Source organism: Marinobacter bohaiensis (genome assembly GCF_003258515.1).
GTDB lineage: Bacteria > Pseudomonadota > Gammaproteobacteria > Pseudomonadales > Oleiphilaceae > Marinobacter_A > Marinobacter_A bohaiensis.
The window spans coordinates 1,312,379-1,332,306 of record NZ_QGEH01000001.1 but is presented as its reverse complement, the minus strand read 5'-3'; the positions used below and the strand labels follow the sequence as shown (position 1 = coordinate 1,332,306).

Sequence of the window (19,928 nt, the reverse complement as noted above, 5' to 3'; positions counted from 1 at the left end):
CTTATGAATAGCCGTTCCGGCTGGCGCCATTCGTCCTAACACGCGTCGTCCGGCCACTGGTCTTCCAGACCCAGGCGCTGGTGCCACTCCGCCAGGGATTCCTCGGGGTACTCGTCATACACCTTGTCCCGCGGGCCCGGCGCCAGCGGCACCCACCCCGGCTTGAAGGCCACCATCAGGTGCGTCCGTTCCGGCGCCTCCGGCAGCTCGGTGTCGATCGCCGAGGCCAGCGGATGCACCAGGTCCGGCCAGTTCGGGTCGTACAGCCAAAGATTGCTGCCACAGACCTTGCAGAAATGGCGCTGGCCCGAGCTCTGGGCGATGGTGCCACTTTCAGCATCCGCCAGGCGCGCCCGGTAGACGGTAATGTTCTCCTCACCGGTGACCCGCAGCGTGCGGTAATCGGCACCCAGGTTGATGGCGTAACCACCGCCACCGCCGGTCTTGCGGCAGATGGTGCAGTAACAGAGATTGAACGGATAGAAATGCGCCGACTGCACCGAGAACCTCACGGCGCCGCAATGACAGGATCCATCAAGCTTCATACTGCCTCTCCCGATTGGCCATGTACCTTCCAAGCTACCGCGACTGACAAAGCCTGAAAAGCCGCCGTTAAAAAAACAGCCCGCCGTGTCACATTCCGTGTGGCTGTCTCGTCCTGTTACTGAAAGCCAATCCAACCGGAGGAGCCTCCATGCAAGCACGACTGAATGCCTACAAAGCGGCGCCGGACGCCATCGAAGCCATGACGAAACTGGAAGACTACACACGTCACTGTGGTCTGGAGTACAGTCTGATCGAACTGGTCAAGACCCGTGCCTCGCAGATCAACGGCTGCGCCTACTGCATCCATATGCACACCAAGGATGCCCGGGCGGCCGGGGAATCCGAAGAGCGCTTGTATCTGCTGCCGGCCTGGCGCGAATCGCCGCTGTACTCACAGCGGGAACGCGCCGCCCTGGCCTGGACCGAAAGCCTGACACGGCTGGCCGACACCGGCGCCCCGGATGCCGATTACGAGCAGGCACGGGCCCAGTTCAGCGAGACGGAGCTGGTCAACCTGACTCTGCTGATCGGCGGCATCAACGTCTGGAACCGCATTGCCGTCGGCTTCCGCAACGTCCACCCCACGACGCCTCAGGCGTCCGCTGAACCGGCGGTGGCATCCTAGGGAGAATCGATCATGCCCAGCGATGGACCGGCCACCGACTTCGAAGCCCATCGTCCGACGCTCAAGGGCCTGGCCTATCGCATGCTGGGCACCGTGTCAGAGGCTGACGACGTGGTGCAGGACGCCTACCTGCGCTGGCACAACGCCGACCGGCCGAGCATCGACAACCCTAGGGCCTGGCTGTCGACGGTGGTCAGCCGGCTGTGCCTGGATCGCTGGAAAGAGGCCCGGCACCGGCGCGAAACCTACGTCGGCCCCTGGCTGCCGGAACCGCTGGTGGCGGACGCCGCAGGCCCCGACGCCGACGAGGCACTGGCCCGGGACGTGCACTTCGCCCTGATGCTGGCGCTGGAAAGGCTGTCGCCACTGGAGCGTGCCGCCTTCCTGCTGCACGACGTGTTCGAGCTGGATTTCACCCAGGTCGCCGCGGCCCTGCAGCGCAGCGAAACGGCCTGCCGTCAGTTGGCGCGCCGCGCCCGCCTGAACGTCCAGTCGGCCCGTCCGCGGTTCGAAACCAACCCGGCCCAGGGCGAGAAGCTGTCCGCCGCCTTCTTTCGCGCCTCGCGAGCCGGCGACACCGATGCCCTGAGCCGGCTGCTGGCCGATGACGTCCGCCTGCATGCCGACGGTGGCGGCGTGCGCGCCGCGGCGCTGCGGGTAATTCACGGCGCCGATCGTGTCAGCCGCATGTTTGCCGGCCTGGCCCGCAAGCGCAACCAGCCTCCGCGCTGGCGGCGGGCGGTAACCGTCAATGGCCTGCCGGGCTGGCTGACGGTGGAGGCCGACGGCTTCCTGCAGGCCACGGCGGTCGCCTGCCGTGACGGCCGCATTACCGAAATTTATGTCATCCGCAATCCGGCCAAGCTGGATCATTTGGCCCATCACGTACCAGACTCAATCTGCGACACCCCAAACGGGAGAGACGACTCATGAGCCACGACGACGCACTGACCCTGAGCAATCCGGAAGGTCTGTACGATCCCACCGAAAATAGCTATTCACACCTGGCGCAGGTGGCCCCCAACAGCCGCTTGATCCTGGTCGCCGGGCAAGGAGGGGAAAACGTCCACGGCGAACTGCCCGCCGACTTTCACCTGCAGGTCCGCTGGGCCCTGGCCAACCTGAAGGTGGCGGTCAACGCCGCCGGCGCCGAACTCGGCGATGTCGCCAAGCTCACCACGCTGATCGTCGACCACGACGAGGACAAGCTGGCGATCCTGGGCGAGGAGCTCAAAGCCGCCTGGGGCGACGCCGCACTGCCGACCCAGACGCTGATTCCCGTCCCCCGGCTGGCGCTCGAAGGCATGCTGTTCGAGGTCGAAGCGCTTGCGGTTCTGCCGCAGGACGCGACAATGGCGGAAATGCTCTGACGCCATCCACCGCCGGGACTTCATGCGACTCGACCGCTTTATCAGCAAACACACCGGCCTGCCCTTCCAGACGGTGCGCCGTCACATCGCGGCGGGTCGGGTGACGCTCGACCATCGTCCTGTGCGGGCACCCAATCGCAACGTCGACCGCTTCAGCCACGTCGGCCTGGACGGCCAGGTGCTGCAGGCGCAGACGGCGCATTACCTGATGCTGCATAAACCGGTGGGCTACCTCAGCGCCACCAGCGATCCGGCCCTGCCCACGGTGATCGAGCTAATGCCGGCGGGTGTGCGCGACCAGTTGCATATCGGCGGACGCCTGGATCGCAGCACGTCGGGACTGCTGATCCTGACCAACGACGGCCGCTGGTCGCGCCAGCTCACCGAACCCGGCCTCAAGCTGCCCAAGACCTACCGGGTGGCCACCCGCGATCCCATCTCACCGGACACCGCCAACCGCTTTGCCGAAGGCATTTACCTGGCCCATGAAGACCTGACCACCTCCCCGGCGCGGCTTGACCCCATCAGTTGCCGGGAGAGCCGGCTCACCATTTATGAAGGCCGCTACCATCAGGTCAAACGAATGTTCGCGGCGGTCGGCAACCGTGTCTCCGCCCTGCACCGGGAGAGCATGGGCGCGATCCGTCTGGACCCGACCCTGGCCCCCGGCGAAAGCCGCCCGTTGACCCCGGCGGAGATCGACTCGGTCCGGGAAAACGCCAATATCCGGTAAAATCCGCTATCCTTTTGATTGGCTTGGCATTGCGCGCCGCGCCCGGGCAACGGTGACGGACCACTGGCGATTAACGCTCTCGTCATCCCGCCCACCGTCCGGGCCGTGTACACTCAGGTATTTTTACGGGCATAGGATGTTGCTGCATGGTGCTGTCGTTCCCACGACTTTGGCGGAAGTCTCCCGCCGTCGGCCTGATGGGCCTGTTTCTGTTCCTGCTGCTGGCCGGACCGGTTGCCGCTGAAGAGCCGTCGTCGGCGGAGGCCGCGCCCGAACAGTCCTCATCCGCCGACGCGTCCGACGCCTCCAACGACGAGAGCGCCGAGTCCGAAAAACAGGAGGAGAAGAAGGAGCCACCGCCCGAGCCCAAGGCGGAACCGGTCCAGCCCAACATCGAGGAAGACGAGTCCGAACCGCTGAAAACCCGGCTGCCTTCCAGTGAGAACGCGGATATCCGCCAGCAGATCCAGGCCCTGCGCGAATCCCTCGACGAGCGCCTGGTGGCGCTGGATTCCACCCGCAATCGCCTGGCCTACGCCCAATCCCTGCTCAAGCGCCTGGACAACGAGTACGAGAGTTTCGAGCTGCGCCTGGAGCGGGCCGGGCTGAACCTCACCGAGGAATACGCCAACCTGCTGCAGCAGCGGCTCGACCGCCTGGAGCGCCAGACCATCGCCACCAGCCTGAGTGAAGGCATCAAGGACAAACTGTCCGCCGCCCGGGAAGAGCAACTGCGGCTGGAGGAATACGAGGCGGTCCTCAACCCGGAAGACGATGCCCGCGGCCAGTTGCGCCAGAAACGCGCCGAACTGCTGCGCCAGTTGCACGGTGCCGTAACCGATCACATCGACGTACTCAACGAATACTTCAATACCGTTGGCGATCTGCAGACACGGATCGACGCCTACCGCAGCCTGTTGCAGCAGCGCCTGTTCTGGCTGCCCAGCGCGGAAGTCATCAGTGCGGACGTGTTCCTGCAGGCCTTCAAGGGCGTCGCCTGGCTGGTCGGTTCCTTCCAGTGGGATGCCTTTACCGACGCGGTGAGCCAGTCCTTCGACGACCGCGGCATGCGCATGCTGGTTATCGCGCTGCTCCTGGGTGCGCTGCTGTTCAAGCGACGCCGGATCCAGGCGGCACTGAAGGCCACCGGCAAGTACGTGGGCAACGTCGGGCGCGATCGCTTCCCGTATACCCTGATGGCCCTGTTCTACAGCGTGCTGATGGCGCTGCCCGGCGTTCTGGCGCTGTCGCTCGGGGCGCTGCTGATCAAGGAAGGCAACGATTTCTTCAGCGCCGTCTCCCGCGGCCTCGGCGCCGGGGCCTTCATCATGCTGTTGCTCAACCTGGTCCACAAGGTGGCCCGCCAGGATGGTCTGGGGGAGCGGCATTTCAAGTGGAACACCCATACACTGGCCTCGATACGCCGCCAGATTCCCCTGCTGCTGTGCTTCCTGATTCCGGGCACCGTGATCATCGCCACGCTGAACACCAGCGCCGGGGATCCCTATCAGGACAGCCTGGGACGCATCGTCTTCGCCATCACCTCGGCGGCGCTGGCCTACTTCGCCCACCGCATCATCCGTTCGGTACGTCGGGGCAAGCAGGAAAAGAAAACCCTGCGTGTACTGCACTGGCTGGCGGTGGGTACGCCCATCGTCCTGGCCATTGCCTCGTTGCTGGGGTACCACTACACGGCGGTGCAACTGGAGCGCAATGCCTTTGTCAGTATCTGCTGGCTGGCGTTCACCACGCTGCTTTACTACCTCGCTCTGCGCGGGCTGTCGGTCCGGGAGCGGCGCATGACCCTGGAGCGTCTGCGCGAGCAGCGGGCGGCTGAACGCAAACTGGCGGAAACCCGGGAAGCCGCGGAAAGCTCAGGCGAGGGCCTGCCGCCCACCCTCGACATGCCGGAAATGGACCTCAAGGACATCAACCAGCAGAGTACCTCGCTGGTGCGGATCATCATCCTGGCCATTGCCGTCACCGGGCTCTGGCTGTTCTGGGACGGGGTTATCCCCGCCCTGCAGCTGTTCGACGACATGACCCTGTGGACCATTTCCACCAGCATCGAAGGCGGCGATCCGCTCCCCATCACCCTGGGCGACCTGATGATCGCCCTGCTGTTCGGCACCGGCACGGTACTGGCGGCCAAGAACCTGCCGGGCACGCTGGAGGTGCTGATACTGAGCCGCCTCAAGCTGGAACCCGGCTCCGGTTACGCCATTACCACCCTGGCCAACTACATCATCGTCTTCCTGGGGGTGATTATTTCGCTGTCGGTGATCGGCGTGCAGTGGTCACAGATGCAGTGGCTGGTGGCCGCCCTGGGTGTGGGTCTGGGGTTCGGCCTGCAGGAAATCGTGGCCAACTTCGTTTCTGGCATCATCCTACTGTTCGAACGCCCCATCCGGGTCGGCGACACGGTGAGCATCGGCGGCATCACCGGCACCGTCTCACGGATCCGCATCCGCGCCACCACCCTGGTGGACTGGGACCGCAAGGAACAGATCATTCCCAACAAGACCTTCGTCACCCAGGATCTGACCAACTGGACCCTGACCGACGCCATCACCCGGGTCATCATCCGGGTCGGCGTCGCTTACGGCTCCGACGTGGACAAGGTACGCGACCTGCTTTACCAAGTGGCCGTTGACAACGAACGGGTGGTCGACGATCCGGCTCCGGCGGTATTCTGCGTGGGCCTGGGCGATAGCCGCATCGATTTCGAGGTCCGGGTGTTCGTACGCGACCTGCTGGATTTCATGCCGCTGTACCACGAACTGCACGCCGCCATCACCCGAGCGCTAAGCGATGCCGGCGTGTCGATTCCATTCCCGCAGCGGGATATCCACATCCGCACCGCCGGCAGCGAACTTCCGGGGACAGAAGCCCCCAGCGCGGGGAGAGCCGGTGCCGCCAGTAACAGCGCAAAGAGTGACGGCACGGAGAACAATCGCCCGGACATCGGCGATACAGACAATGCCGACGGCAAAGACTGAGGCGCGCTATGAACGGCCCCGGAAACGATCCATGAAATGCGACAAACTATGGATTAACTTCGGAAAAGGTATCGCACTGCCGAATATCGCCGCTCTCGTAACCACGCCGGAACCAGCTCACCCGTTGCTCTGACGAGCCGTGGGTGAAGCTGTCCGGCACCACTGCACCGCCGGCCTGGCGCTGGAGGCGGTCATCCCCGATGGCCGCCGCGGCATTGAGGGCTTCTTCAAGGTCACCGGCTTCCAGGATCTGCCCTTCCGACGCGGCGTGGGCCCAGAGACCCGCGAAACAGTCCGCCTGCAATTCCTGGCGCACCGACAGGGCATTGATCCGGGCCTTTGACTGCCCCTGCCCCGCCTGGCGCACCTGATCGCTGATGCCCATCAGCGTCTGTACGTGATGCCCGACCTCGTGCGCCACCACATAGGCCTGGGCGAAGTCGCCGGGTGCACCAAAGCGGTCCTTGAGTTCCCGGAAGAAAGCCAGATCCAGGTAGACCTGTTGATCACCAGGACAGTAAAAGGGGCCGACCGCGGAACTCGCCATGCCGCAGGCGGAGTTGACGCGGTCGGAGAAGAGCACCAGCGTGGGTTCGCGATAGCGCCCACCCAGGTCGGCGAAGATGCCGTGCCAGGTATCCTCGGTTTCCGCCAGGACCACGGACACGAAGTCGACCCGGTCCTGTTCCGCCTGGGTCAGCTCCCGCGATGACGATGTGGTGGTGGGCGCAACACCGGTGCCCAGCAGCATCGGCAACAGATCGATGCCCAGCAAGCGCGCACCCACGACGGCCACCACCGCCACGATCAGCACCGTACGCCCGGTCTTGCTGCGCAACAGGGCCGGCAGGAACCGCAACAGCATCATCCCGCCCGCCCCGGCGGCCGAATAGCCCGCGCTCTGCCCGCGCCGGTCCTCCACGTTGGAACTCTGTCGTCTTCCGCGCCAGCGCATGACCACCTCCCCGCTCGCCACTCAGGTCAGCCCCGGACAGCGCAGGCTCGGGCTTTCACAGACTATAGCGCAGGCCGCCGGCCGGACTTGGATCTATTGGCGATAAAAAAACCCGGCTGGATCACAGCCGGGCCGCAAGAGGCGGGAGAGGAGTATCGATGACCTGAGTCGCGCACGAAACCGAGACGCCAGACTCGTGCGCGCTTAACCAGAGAAGGGATCAGAAGTTGTACTGAGCCGCGAACAGGATGCGGGTGGCATCGCCGTCGTCGCCGCTCTGATCGTCCACCGCGAAGTGGCCCAGTTCAACGCCGTACATAACATTTTCGACCGGGTTCCACTGGTAGTTCACGAAAGCGGTGCTGCGGGTCTCATCCTGACTGGAGGCCACGGCACCCGCATCGACGGCGTCGTCCAGGTCCATCGAGACCATACCGTAGCCGACATTGAAGCTGCCGCTCCCGGTTTTCACGCCCATACCCAGCGTGGCGCCATAGCCGGACACGGTTTCCAGGTCGCCGTCGGAATCCAGGAACGCGTCGGGACCCGGCGCGATGTAGAGGTAGGAGGTGGTGCCGTCGCTGTAGTTCACCGCACCCTGGATGGTGATGCGGTCGGTCAGGCTGAAGCGGGCCGCAGCGAAGGCACCGTAGCCCATCACCGTGTCGTCGTCGGCGCCATCGTCATAGCCCGCCTGGCGAACCAGCCCAGCCACCGAATAGGACAGGTCGCCAGCCTTCCCTTCATACCGGGCGGTCACCGCCGGCATGCTGTCTTTCTTCTCCAGCCCTCCGGCCAGCACGGTGCGCGGGTCCTCAATGGAGAACGACAGTCCCCCGGTGGTGTAACGCAGCTGCGTGAAGCGAGCCTGAAAGCCGGCCAGACCGTAGGTACTGTTGAAATCGAGCGTGGATGTATTGCCAACAAACGAGGTGTAGTTGGACCACGTCTGCCCCGCCAGAACGCCTTGGTAGGTACCGTAAGCGTGGCGCAGACGCGGACCGCCCACGAAATCCGACTCAATCTTCACGTTCACGCCAGAGGTGTGGCCTATGCTGAAGCCCAGACGGGACTGGTTGGCGTCGGCGTTGAAATGACCTTCGGCGACATCGCTGTCGCCAGTGTTCACGTTGCCGATGTTGGCCGCACCGGTGGTGCCGCCGTCGCCCAGGTTGGCATCCAGGTCATAGGCCATATTGAGTCGGGCATACCCGTACATGGAGACATCGAAATCGCCCGCTTCCAGACTCACGGCATGGGCTCCGCCGGCAACCAGCAAAGCGCCGATTGCACTGAAGCGGGACACCTGTTGCATCAATTTAACTGTCATTCTGAGAAAGCTCCCTGATATTTTTACCGCCGACCTCGCTGTGCCGGTTCGGTCTTTTATGGTTCCGCAGGGTGGCCAACAACGTGGCCGCACCCGCAAACGGGAATGTAACAAGCTTGTAATTCAGTGACTTATGCACATTAGGCTAAGACCAAAGTCGTAGATGACTTAAAGTCTGGACAGGTGTCTCTTCAACTGGACACACGGGCGGGAAATTCGTCGGCATTCTTCTCTGAATTGCGCCAGACTCGGAAGCGGGCGGCCAAGGCCGGACAAAAAATCGCGGACGCCACAGACGATACCGGTGCCAGTCGACCCGGCACGGAAAAAGGGGAATCGGAGGAAACCGGCTGGGAGCGATCAGTGCGCCGGACGGACGGAAAGTCCCAGGCGACGCATCTTGTCGTAGAGGTTGGCGCGGGAAATTCCCAGCTTGCGCGCGGCTTGGGTGCGGTTGTTGTCGCTGGCGCGCAAAGCCTGTTCGATGGCCTGCAGTTCCGCCAGCGCCAGGGTATCGTTCAGCGGCGCTACGGTGTCTCCAGCGAAGGAAATCACGCGCGCTGGCAGCGAAGCCAGGTCGTTGAAATCCGCCACGTCGAGTGTTTCAGTGGGAGAGAAGATACTGGCCTGTTCCAGCATGTTACGCAGCTCACGAACGTTGCCCGGCCAGCTGTGGCCGGCGAGGCATTCAAGCGCGTTTTGCGACAGGCGCTTGCGGGAAATCCCCGTAGCCAGGCAGATCTGTCGCAGGAAAGCATCACACAGATCGTGCAGATCGCCCGGGCGCTGGCGCAAAGGCGGCACATCGATTGGTAGGACATTGAGACGATAGAAGAGCTCCGGACGGAAATCACCATCTCGCACCCGGTCGGCCAGGCTTACACTACTGGAGGCGATGATCCGAAGCGCTCCCGGGCCGGCCTTCGTAGCAGCGTATTCCTGCCTCTGCAGCAACCGCGAGAGCTTACACTGCAAGGCCATGGGCAAATCGCCAATCTCATCAAGAAACAGCGTACCGCCGCCGGCCGCCTCGATCAGTCCGCCCATCCCCGCAGTCTGAGCCCCATTGCCGAACAGTTCCGCCTCCAGGGCATCCTCCGGTATCGCGGCCAGGTTGATCGCAACGAACGGCAAGTCCCGACGAAGCGAGGCGTTATGAATCGCCTGGGCCAACATGTCCTTGCCGCTACCGGTCTCTCCCACCAGCAGCACCGTGGTGTCCAGGCGCGCCGCCTGCCGGGCCCGGTCGAGAGTGGACTGCAACGCCTCGCTGGAGCCAATAAAATCGCTGAACCGGTAGCGGGCGCGCAACCCGGGCGACCGGGCCGGGCTCACCTTGGGCAGGTCGAACAGTTGCCGGCACTTGGCGGCGAAATGGCCGATGGTCTCAGGCTGACGACTGTGGGTGACGCCCATGGCGCCAATCAGTTTGCCGCTCCGGTCCCGCAACGGCATACGGCTTTCCACTACCCATACGCCATTCAGCTGACACAGGTCCAGACGCACCGGCCGAGCGTCCCGGGTGACCTGACGCAGCAAGCTGTCCGGCAGCACTTCCTCAACCGGCCGACCGTTGAAATAGCCGGCTTCAGGCAGGTCCATACAGTGGCGAAACCGCTGGCTTATCCAGCGGATACGCGCCTGGTGATCGACCACGATGACGCCCTCGCAGGCGCTATCGAGTTCGCGCAGCATGGGGCTGTCGATCAGATCGAACAGGGTACGGGAGGCCTCCAGAACAGCGAGGACGTTCATGGGTTTCGTCCCTTGGTCTTATCGTTCTTGTCGTGACGCACCACTGCCATTCGGCTGACACAAACATCGGCTACTCTTCAGGCTGCCGCCTGGCCTGCCGTATGCCGCAGAACAGTGACGCAACATTCACCGATTCTGGAAAATTACGGGCGGGGCGTCTTGCTCAGGAGTACGCAGTTTTGGCTGTGGGCTCTGATTTCAAGGATGACGCCTTACGGCGCGGGCGATCCAGCCGTTCGCCATCCTTGTGCCACAGGGCCTGTCGAGGGGAGCTGACGTTTTCCTGCAGGGCTGAAGGCGCTCGGCATTCGCAAAACCGCTTATAGGTCGCAAGCTTCCTTTCTGGGATAATCGAAACTCTCACTCTTGCCCAAGGCGCTGCGTTCAACGCGCTGGTCCGGGCCCTCGTTCTCAAGCAAGCACTTAACGGATAGGGATGCCATGACGGCTCAGACACCCTCGCACGGGTTTTCAAAATTCAAGGTCCTGCTGATTGAATTCGCCCTGGCCATGGGAGGATTCGGCATCGGCACCGGTGAGTTCGCCATCATGGGCCTGATGCCCAACATGTCCGCTGACCTGGGCATCACCGAACCCCAGGTGGGCCACCTGATCAGCGCCTACGCGCTGGGCGTGGTGGTCGGTGCGCCGCTGCTGGCGATCCTCGGCGCACGGCTGTTCCGGCGGCATCTGCTGATCCTGCTGATGGCGTTCTACACCCTGGGCAACATCGCCAGTGCCCTGGCGCCGACCTACGAGTCGCTGATGATCTTCCGCTTCATCGCCGGCCTGCCCCACGGTGCCTACTTCGGGGTCGCCGCGCTGGTGGCCGCCTCCCTGGTACCCGCCAACCAGCGGGCCAAGGCGGTGAGTCGGGTGATGATGGGGCTGACCCTGGCGCTGCTGATCGGCAACCCGCTGGCCACCATGCTGGGCCAGTCGCTGAACTGGCGCTATGCCTACTACTTCGTGAGCATCGTCGCCGCGCTGACCGCCATTCTGGTGTTCTTCTTCCTGCCGCTGAACCGGGACGAGCAGCGCAACAGCCCGCTGCACGAGGTGCGGGCCTTCCGCGGTGCCCAGCTCTGGTACGCGCTGGCCATCGGCGCGGTCGGGTTTGCCGGCATGTTCTGTGTATTCAGCTACCTGGCGCCGACGCTGCTGAACGTCACCGGCGTCGACGAAAACTGGATCCCCATCGCCCTGGCGGTGTTCGGCCTGGGCGGTTTCGTCGGCAACATCCTGGGGGGCTGGCTGTTCGACCGCCTGCAGTTCCGCAGCGTGGGCTGGTTGCTGATCTGGAGCGCCGGCGTCCTGATGATCTTCCCAACGGCCACAGCATCGATCTGGACGCTGTTGGCGGTCTGCTTCATGGTGGCGCTGATGTCCGCACTCGGCCCGGCCCTGCAGACCCGGCTGATGGACGTAGCCGACGAGGCCCAGACCCTGGCCGCCGCCTCCCACCACGCCGCATTCAACGTGGCCAACGCCCTCGGCCCCTGGCTGGGCGGGCTGGCGATCACCGCCGGCCTGGGCTGGCAATCCACCGGTTACGTGGGCGCCGGCGCGGCGGTGGCCGGCCTGATGATCTTCCTGATGGCCTGGCGCCAGGAGAACAGCGTCGCCCCGGTGGCGGCCGAAGCCGGTGATGCCTGACGCGCTCGCCTGCCGTCCAGCGACGCCGCGCTCCTCTGCGGAGCGCGGCCATATTTCACATTGACCACGGTTCGAATCGTCTACACTGGATACAGGTAAGCGGCCACAGGGAGTCGGTCGCTACCCGGCAGGCGTCGCCCTAACGCCCTGCTCGATCAGTGCAGGCCCGTCTCCCGGGCCATCCGGCGATGGAACCGATCATGCTCACGGACAGACGCACTCCCCGCGCAACCAGCGCCGGGCAACTCCCGAGGGGACCGACAAGCACGTCCCCGGTCCAGACCGGGTCGCCACCCGTCAGTCGGGTAGAGCACCATGGCGACTAACAGTCAGGAGACCGTCGGCCATTTCAGGCTGGTTCCAGACGTGTCCGAGGCACCCGCCGGAGGTGAGGGGCTGTCCGCCCACCTGACCCGGCACCGGCTGTTCTACCAGATCTGGCTGAGCGTCAGCGCGCTGATCCTGCTGGCGGCGATCTTTGGTTACCAGACGCTGGTGCAGCTACGCCTCGACCCGATTACCACCCAACAGACAGCCACCCTGGACAGCATGCATCGCGAGCTGACCCGGGAGCTGGGCTACCTGCAGCGGGTACCGAGACTGATTCGCGCCCATCCCGACGTCGGTGCCGCCCTCAGCCGCAATGCGCCGGTCGACCGGGACAGGCTGGAGCAGGCGTTCATCTACTTACAGCAACTCTCGCCACTGATCTCCCAACTGCGCTGGATCGATGCCAACGGGCAGGAACAGGCTCGCGTCAACTTTGGCCCTGACGGCGCCCAACCGGCGCCGGATAACCGGCTGCAAGGCAAGGCGCATCGCACTTATGTCCAGGAAACACTGCAGTTGGACGAGCAGTCGGTCTACCTGTCCCCCATCAATCTCAATGTTGAAAACCAGCTGATCGTGCGCCCCTTCGAGCCAACCCTGCGCGCGGCCATACGCACCGGCAGCAGCCAGGGGATGTACAGCGGTCTGCTGGTCGCCAACGTGAACCTCGCGCCGCTTCTGGATGACATCCGCCGTCACAACAACGCGACGAGCCAGGTGCAGTTACTGGACGAGCGCGGTTACTGGCTGGTTCACGGGGACCCAGGCCGGGAATGGGGGCACGTGCTGGGTCGCAACAACCTGTCCCTGAACCAGGCAATGCCTGAGCTGTGGCAGCAAATCAGCGGGCGGGAGCGGCTATCCGGCGTGATCGTCGACGGCAACCTGTGGTCAGCCCGCAGCGTGGCCATCAATACCGGCAGCGGTACGCCGGAACGGCGGCTGATTGCCCTGACCGGCACACGGGGTTACCTGGCAGGGCGTATCGCCACCACCACAGGGTTGATGGTTGCAGCAACGGCGCTGTTGCTCTCGGCCGTGACCGGTGCCCTGGCCATGCGCCTGTCCGACAGCCTGAGGGCGCAGGCCAACCTCGGCCACCAGTTGCAGCAGGACAAGACCGAACTGAACGACGCCTACAACCAGTTGCTACAGGCCCACAAGGAAACCCAGTACCTGCAGGATGAAGTGGTGGAAGCCCGCAAGCTGTCGTCCCTGGGGACGCTGGTCAGCGGTGTGGCCCACGAGCTGGGCCTGCCGGCGGGCAACGCGCTGATCACGATCGACAACGTACGCAACCAGCAACTGGACCTGCTGGAGCGGCTCGCCAGCGGCGCCCGGAACCCCGATGAACTGGACCGGATGATCAGCGCCAGCACCGACGGCCTGGAGCGCGCCCAGTCCGACTTGCGACAGGTGGTCGAGCGCGTCAGCAGCTTCAAGCGCCTCGCCGTCGACCGCTCCCGGGAATCCCTGCAACTGTTCCGGCTAGCCGGGCGACTGGAGGATCTGGTACGCACCATGGAAGCCCAACTGAACGGCCGCAACATCACGCTGGAGCTGCAGGTACCCGCGGACCTGACCTTGCGCTCCTTTCCCGGCCTGATTTCACAACTGGTGCAGAACCTGATCGAAAACGCCGTCACCCACGCGTTCACTAACCAGACCAGCGGCCATGTGCTGGTCTGGGCCCGGCCCCTGGACTCTGAGATGTTTCAGTTGGAAGTGCGCGACAACGGCAGCGGCATTCCGCCCCACATCCGGACCTGCCTGTTCGACCCGTTCGTGACCTCCGCCCGGGATCAGGGCCACGCCGGGCTCGGCTTCTACCAGATCCACCAGTGGGTGACGCTGATCCTGCACGGCCGCGTGAGCATCGATTCCACTGCGGGCAACGGGACCCGCGTGACCCTCTCGCTGCCGGTGTACCTGTCCCGCTGAGTCGGGCCGGGCCATGCATTTGCGCCCCTTGCCGAGGCGGGGCAGCACCGACACCACGAGTATGCGGTAGCCCCCTGTTGCGATTCCCTCCGATCCACCCTATGGCCCCCGATCCAGACTCTCTGAGCCAGCATGGCGCATTGCCATCCTGTAAGTTGGCTTGAGGGTTGCGCGTTGCTGCACCACATTTAAGGGGAGCGTCCAACCCGCGTGGCGGCAACCGCCGCCGGGATCGATGACGCCGCCACCGAACGGAACACGCGCGACCGGGCGGCTGTCAGACTCTGAAACCAATGATCAGCGAACTGCGAGGAGGTCGTCCCCTGCCATGGAACAGACCGAGCTGGATCGCCGTGCCGGCTGGCTGCGCTCCCCTGTCATGGGCATCGTGGCCAGTATCCTGTCGGTCACCATCATACTGGCGGTGCTTTACGCCTTCGGCATCCACCACCAGGTCATGGACCTGCTGCGCTGGTTCGACGCCCAGGGCGCCTGGGCGCCGTTGCTGTTTATCCTGATCATGGTGCTGGTGATGGTGCTGCTGTTGCCCGGCGTGCTCTTCACCACCGGCGCGGGGTTCGTGTTCGGTGTGGTGGAAGGCACCCTCTATGTCGTCATCGGCACGGTGCTGGGCGGTTCGCTGGCGTTCTTCATCGCCCGCCACTTCTTCGGCGAGAAAGCGCGCCGGTACGTGATGGCCCGCTCCCACCTGCAACTGATGAGCGAGGAAATGACGCCCCACGACTGGAAGATCGTGCTGCTGACGCGGTTGATCCCGTTCTTTCCCAGCAAGATCTCCAACTTTTTCTTCGGCCTGACCAACTTCTCCTTCCGCGGCTTCTTCGTCGGCAGCCTGATTGGCTATATCCCGTTTTCTCTCCACAATGTCTACCTGGGGTCCATCGCCGCCGACCTGACCACCCTGGGCGTGCGTGAGAGCGCCCGTTCGCCGCTGGAATGGACCATCTACGGCGCCGGTTTCGTCGGTACCGTGGTGGCGGTGATTTTCCTCAACCGGCTGGCCCGGCGCGCCCTCGCCCGTTACACGCGCAAGGAGGACATCGTGGAGGATTCAACATGAGCTGGATGAAATGGCTGCCCTGGCGTTTTATCGTCCGCTACGTCGCCCGTAAGCACGACTTCCTCGACCCCATCAGCCTGCTGGCCCGGCTGCACAGCTTCGCCCAGCCATCGGAGGTGGGCGAACCCATCGAACTGCTACGGGCGGGCGTCGTGTTCCACGCCCGAGGACTGATCAACAGCCGGGTCATCCAGCACAATCTGGACTGGGTCTGGCCCTACTGGATCGAGCGCCAGTTCGACCCCACAGACCCGTCGTTCATTCCCCGCGCTTTCTCGATCACCCACATCAACCTGAGCCACCGCAACTGGACCGCCATCGGCCATCCGGACTGCGACGAGTTGCCCATCGTCGACCCGCGCGGCCTGCTGACGCCCTTCTTCGACAGCTGGTCGCTGGACGGCTGGCTGTTGTCCAGCAACGGACGCTGCCTGCTGCCTTCCCGGGCCCCGGAAGCGCGCCAGCGCCAGGTGCTGCACGACGACGGCGTACGCATCGTCACCGAATCCGCCCAGGACGGCCTGGCCCTGACCACCACCTGCTGGGTGGAGCTTGAGGGCGGCGTTCCGGTGTGCAAGATGCGTCTGGACGCCCACGCCGAAGTGGACGCCTCACTGGTGCTGTCCCTGCGCCCCAGCAACCCGGAAGGCATCAGCTTTATCCACGAGGCGCACCTGTCCGATGACGGCCACAGCTGGACCGTGGACGGCAAACACCGGGTCGACTTCAGCGAGCCGGCCCAGCGGCATTATGTCTCCGACTACCACAACGGCGACGTCCATATCCATCTGATGGACCGCCAGGAGCAGACCCGCGCCGTGTGCGATGTGGGCATGGTCACCACCGCCGCCCTGTTCCCCGTTGAAGGCGGGCGCATCACCTCCATTACCGCGCGCATTCCCCTGGCCCGCAAAGCCCCCACACCGGCGCTGCCGGACAGCTGGGCCAACGAACTGTCCGGCACTGCCCGACTGCAATGCCCGGACAGCCGCTACCAGTTCCTCTACGATGCGGCGGTGGCGTCGCTGGTGCTGCACTCGCCGGACGACGTCTACCCCGGCCCGTTCACCTACAAGCGCTTCTGGTTCCGGGACGCCGCCTTCATCATCAATGCCCTGCTCAACATCGGCCTGACGCAACGTGCCGAGCGGGCCCTCTCGCGCTTTCCGGAGCGACAGACGACGCTGGGCTACTTCCGCTCCCAGGAAGGGGAATGGGACTCCAACGGCGAGGCCCTGTGGATCATGCGCCGCTTTCTGGAAGTCACCGGCCGGCCCCTGCCCAGGAACTGGGTCGGGCCCGTCAAACGCGGTGCCCGCTGGATCGTGCGCAAGCGACTCAAGGATACGCTGGAAGCGCCCCACGCGGGCCTGCTGCCGGCGGGTTTCAGTGCCGAGCACCTGGGGCCCAACGACTATTACTACTGGGACGATTTCTGGGGCATTGCCGGACTGGAGGCCGCCTGCAGCCTGCTGCGCCACGAAGCGCCGGACGACAGCGCCGACTTCCGGCGCGAGGCGGACAACTTCGCCCGTGCCGTCGACCGCAGCCTGGAGAAATGCCAGCGCCGCCTGGGTCGGCTGGCCATGCCCGCCTCGCCCTATCGTCGCCTGGACGCGGGTGCCATCGGCTCCCTGGCACTGGGCTACCCCACCCAGCTGTGCGCACCGGACGACCCGCGCCTGCTGGACGGCGCCGACTTCCTGATCGAGCGCTGCTTCGTCAAAGGCGCCTTCAACCAGGACATGATCCACTCCGGCCTCAACGCCTACCTCACCCTGCACGTGGCGCAGGTGCTGTTGCGCGCCGGCGACCCGCGCCACGTGGAGCTGATGGATGCGGTGGCGGAACTGGCCTCCCCCACCGGGCAATGGCCGGAAGCCATCCACCCGGCCACCCTGGGCGGTTGTATGGGGGATGGCCACCACGTATGGGCGTCAGCGGAGTGGGTGCTGATGATCCGCAACTGTTTTGTGCGCGAAGAGGACGACGTGCTGGTACTGTGCGCCGGCATTCCCGAACGCTGGCTCGACCAGGACCAGCCCATTCGCTTCGGCCCGGCCCCCACCGCCTTCGGCCCCATCAGCCTGTGCATCCGCCCGGCCGCGGACGGCGCCCATCGCGTGGAGTGGCAGGCGGACTGGTTCAGCGAAGCCCCCACGCTGGACCTGCAACTGCCGGGCTGCGAGGCCACCATCGTGCCGGACGGGGACAGCGCCGTGACGCTGAGGCCGTTGTATGCGTGACGGTCTATCCTGGCGGCAGGTTATCGTTCAGGACGACGCGGGTCGACGCTAAGCGGAAACCCCGTCGTCCTTTATGGGAAACCAGCCGCTCTTCGCGGCGATCACCTTCCTGAGGTTGTCCGGGATACCGATACGCCGCAGCTCGTCGCGCGGCAGTTCCGTGCGAATCCGGTCCTGCCGCCCCTGCTCCGCCAACGACACCCAGTCCGCGTTCATAACCAGACCCTTGCCAACGGCAATCAGGGGCAAGCCGAGGTCCAGGGCCCGGGAGGCCTGTTCCGGCGTGCGCAATCCCCCGGCCGCCATTACCGGAATCCGTCCGTTCACGCGCTCGATAAATTGCTCGACGGTGAGCACACCGTCTGAAGCCTGTCCGGGTTGGTCCTCAAGTAAGTTCGACAGCGACACATGCAAGTAATCCACCCGGCTGTCCGCCAGACGATCAGCCAGTGCCAGCGTCTCTTCCATGCGCAGGCCACCAGGGTCGGATTCCTCGGGCGAAAGTCGGTAACCGACCAGAAACGGCTGATTCGCGTGCCTGTCAATTACTCGATTCACCTCCTCAACCAATGCCAACGGGAACCGCATGCGGTTTTCCAACGATCCCCCCCAACTGTCCTGCCGACGGTTGTACCGCGGCGACAGGAAATTCTGGATCAGGAAACCGTGAGCCCCGTGCAATTCGACGCCATCAAAGCCCGCTTCGATCGCCCGACGCGTGGCTAGACCGAATGCTTCAATCATGTCTGCGATGTCTCGGCCGCTCAGTGCCCGTGGAGCACGCTCACCGCTGTTGAACGGCCCCGGACTGGCCTTTACTTGACTGGCGCTGACCAGGTCACCATCGGCAATCAACTCAGGCACCGCCTTATTACCAGCGTGGAATATTTGCAGGATCGCCTTACCCCCGCCACTTTTCGCAGATTCGGCAAGGTGACGCAGGCTTGGGATAAAGCAATCATTGTGGGCAGCAAATTCGTTCTGGAAGCCAATGCCATTCTCCGTAACGTGGGTGCACCCCGTGATGATCATTCCCGCTCCTTTACTGCGGCGCCGATAGTAGGCCAGCTCCTGATGGGATACCGTGCCATCCCGGTTGCCGGACCAGGTGGTCATGGGCGCCATGACAATCCGGTTGCGCAGTTCGACGCCCTTGGCGAACGCGAAAGGCTCGAACAGATGGGTCAACGGAGTGGATGTTGCTTCAATGGACATAAGGACCCCAAGTAGACCGCCCCCGGCATGGGCAAGGCGGCGTGTTTGATATCAGCAGGCGATGTATCGATGGATGGATTCGGGGATACCCCGGTAGCGAGTCCGCTTAACGGGGCGTTGCGGCGGTGCCCGGCGACTACAGCCGGTCCCTGAAGAACGGGATCACCCGTGACAGGGCCATCTCCACCGGCTCGGGCTGGTCGTACAGGTCGTAATGGGAATAACCTTCCGCCACCACGATGTGCTTATCCGTGGATGCGGCGCGGCCGTATATCTCCCAGCCATCACGATAAGCACCGAATCCACCCGGCTTGTCGCCGATAACCACCATCAGCGGCTGGGTGAGCAGGACCTCGGCGTTGGTGAACGCGTCCCATCCCATCGCTGCGCTGTTGAACGAGAACAGGCCGCTGGTGGCGCCATTAGGCTGCTGACCGCGCTGCGTCTTGTAGTAGTCAGTCGCTTCCAGCACGTCGATGTCGGTGATCCCCGCCTGGCGGCCTTCCTCAACCGACCCCGGCAGGTAGTTGATGACGTTACGCTCGGCCCCCTGGGCCTCCGCGGTGCGTTGCTGGCCCATGGCCTCCAGTGCGGCGACCGGGTTGAACTCGCTGAACCCTTCCCGGATCAGACGGCCGAAGTTGACGCCCGTGATCGAGGCCAGGGCCTTGATGCGGTGATCGGTGATTCCCGCGTGAATGGTGTAGGCCCCACCGCCACAGACGCCGATCGCGCCGATCCGGTTCTCGTCCACGTAGGGCAGCGTGACCAGGTAATCGATGGCAAAGCGAATGTCGGACACGCGAATTGACGGGTCTTCGACAAAGCGCGGGGAACCGCCGCTTTCACCCTGAAAGCTGGCATCGAAAGCGAGCGCTACATAACCCGCTTGCGCCAGGGCTGCGGCGTAGACATTGCCCGATGTCTGCTCCTTGCAGCTGCCGATCGGATGGGTGCTGACGATGGCCGGATAGCGCCGGCTCTCATCAAAATCCGGCGGCAAGTACAGATCCGCAGCCGATTCCCATCCCAGGTTCTGGTAGGTGACACTCATGACGTTGCTGGTGCTCATTGGATGGCCTCTGTGTTAAGCGTTTGTCTACGTGGAGATGCTGGACAGTCCGGGGCCGCGCCATGGGACCCGAC

General features: G+C 64.3%; 15 protein-coding genes. 9 read left to right on the top strand and 6 right to left on the bottom strand.

Features of this window, described 5'->3' with window-relative positions; genetic code table 11:
* Nucleotides 1-35: 35 nt before the first annotated feature.
* Nucleotides 36-545, bottom strand: a complete 510-nt coding sequence (locus DKK67_RS05900; RefSeq protein ID WP_111495305.1) for a GFA family protein — start codon at nucleotides 543-545, stop codon at nucleotides 36-38.
* Nucleotides 546-694: 149 nt separating this feature from the next.
* Between DKK67_RS05900 and DKK67_RS05895 the strand changes: the two genes are divergently transcribed.
* The 5 genes from DKK67_RS05895 (at nucleotide 695) to DKK67_RS05875 (ending at nucleotide 6,273) form a co-directional block, all read left to right on the top strand.
* On the top strand, nucleotides 695-1,171 hold the full coding sequence (locus tag DKK67_RS05895) for a carboxymuconolactone decarboxylase family protein (RefSeq protein WP_111495303.1): 477 nt from the start codon (nucleotides 695-697) through the stop codon (nucleotides 1,169-1,171).
* 12 nt (nucleotides 1,172-1,183) lie between these two features.
* Nucleotides 1,184-2,104: a sigma-70 family RNA polymerase sigma factor gene (locus DKK67_RS05890; RefSeq protein WP_111495301.1), complete on the top strand. Its 921-nt coding sequence runs from the start codon at nucleotides 1,184-1,186 to the stop codon at nucleotides 2,102-2,104.
* A complete protein-coding gene (locus DKK67_RS05885; protein WP_111495299.1) occupies nucleotides 2,101-2,541 on the top strand; it encodes a RidA family protein in 441 nt (146 codons plus the stop codon). Before DKK67_RS05890 ends, DKK67_RS05885 begins: the two co-directional genes overlap by 4 nt.
* 22 nt (nucleotides 2,542-2,563) lie before the next feature.
* Complete coding sequence (locus tag DKK67_RS05880; RefSeq protein ID WP_111495297.1) at nucleotides 2,564-3,274, top strand: pseudouridine synthase; 711 nt, start codon at nucleotides 2,564-2,566, stop codon at nucleotides 3,272-3,274.
* A 146-nt stretch (nucleotides 3,275-3,420) separates the two neighbouring features.
* Nucleotides 3,421-6,273 carry a mechanosensitive ion channel domain-containing protein gene (locus DKK67_RS05875; protein ID WP_228160519.1) on the top strand — a complete coding sequence of 951 codons (2,853 nt, stop codon included), beginning with the start codon at nucleotides 3,421-3,423 and terminating at the stop codon, nucleotides 6,271-6,273.
* Between the two features lie 46 nt (nucleotides 6,274-6,319).
* Here the strand turns inward: DKK67_RS05875 and ypfJ are convergent, their stop codons facing one another.
* The 3 genes from ypfJ to DKK67_RS05860 form a co-directional block, all read right to left on the bottom strand.
* The gene (ypfJ, locus tag DKK67_RS05870) at nucleotides 6,320-7,228 is read right to left on the bottom strand and encodes a KPN_02809 family neutral zinc metallopeptidase (RefSeq protein ID WP_111495293.1); all 909 of its coding nucleotides are present in this window, start codon (nucleotides 7,226-7,228) and stop codon (nucleotides 6,320-6,322) included.
* Between the two features lie 220 nt (nucleotides 7,229-7,448).
* On the bottom strand, nucleotides 7,449-8,558 hold the full coding sequence (locus DKK67_RS05865) for a DcaP family trimeric outer membrane transporter (protein ID WP_111495291.1): 1,110 nt from the start codon (nucleotides 8,556-8,558) through the stop codon (nucleotides 7,449-7,451).
* A gap of 360 nt (nucleotides 8,559-8,918) precedes the next feature.
* Nucleotides 8,919-10,313: a sigma-54 interaction domain-containing protein gene (locus tag DKK67_RS05860; protein ID WP_111495289.1), complete on the bottom strand. Its 1,395-nt coding sequence runs from the start codon at nucleotides 10,311-10,313 to the stop codon at nucleotides 8,919-8,921.
* 441 nt (nucleotides 10,314-10,754) lie between these two features.
* Here DKK67_RS05860 and DKK67_RS05855 point away from each other — a divergent pair, with 441 nt between their 5' ends.
* The 4 genes from DKK67_RS05855 to DKK67_RS05840 all read left to right on the top strand — a co-directional run bounded on the left by DKK67_RS05855 (nucleotide 10,755) and on the right by DKK67_RS05840 (nucleotide 17,567).
* Nucleotides 10,755-11,969, top strand: coding sequence for an MFS transporter (locus DKK67_RS05855; RefSeq protein ID WP_111495287.1), 1,215 nt, complete (start codon nucleotides 10,755-10,757; stop codon nucleotides 11,967-11,969).
* A gap of 315 nt (nucleotides 11,970-12,284) precedes the next feature.
* Nucleotides 12,285-14,240 carry a sensor histidine kinase gene (locus DKK67_RS05850; protein WP_111495286.1) on the top strand — a complete coding sequence of 652 codons (1,956 nt, stop codon included), beginning with the start codon at nucleotides 12,285-12,287 and terminating at the stop codon, nucleotides 14,238-14,240.
* A 328-nt stretch (nucleotides 14,241-14,568) separates the two neighbouring features.
* A complete protein-coding gene (locus tag DKK67_RS05845; RefSeq protein WP_111495285.1) occupies nucleotides 14,569-15,321 on the top strand; it encodes a TVP38/TMEM64 family protein in 753 nt (250 codons plus the stop codon).
* Complete coding sequence (locus tag DKK67_RS05840; RefSeq protein WP_111495284.1) at nucleotides 15,318-17,567, top strand: hypothetical protein; 2,250 nt, start codon at nucleotides 15,318-15,320, stop codon at nucleotides 17,565-17,567. The genes DKK67_RS05845 and DKK67_RS05840 overlap by 4 nt, the downstream gene beginning before the upstream one ends.
* 48 nt (nucleotides 17,568-17,615) lie before the next feature.
* On the opposite strand, the gene DKK67_RS05835 is transcribed toward DKK67_RS05840, so the two are convergent.
* Both DKK67_RS05835 and DKK67_RS05830 read right to left on the bottom strand, forming a co-directional pair.
* Nucleotides 17,616-18,782 carry an NADH-dependent flavin oxidoreductase gene (locus DKK67_RS05835; protein ID WP_111495283.1) on the bottom strand — a complete coding sequence of 389 codons (1,167 nt, stop codon included), beginning with the start codon at nucleotides 18,780-18,782 and terminating at the stop codon, nucleotides 17,616-17,618.
* Nucleotides 18,783-18,918: 136 nt separating this feature from the next.
* Nucleotides 18,919-19,854 carry an alpha/beta hydrolase gene (locus DKK67_RS05830; RefSeq protein WP_204355739.1) on the bottom strand — a complete coding sequence of 312 codons (936 nt, stop codon included), beginning with the start codon at nucleotides 19,852-19,854 and terminating at the stop codon, nucleotides 18,919-18,921.
* Nucleotides 19,855-19,928 lie beyond the last annotated feature (74 nt).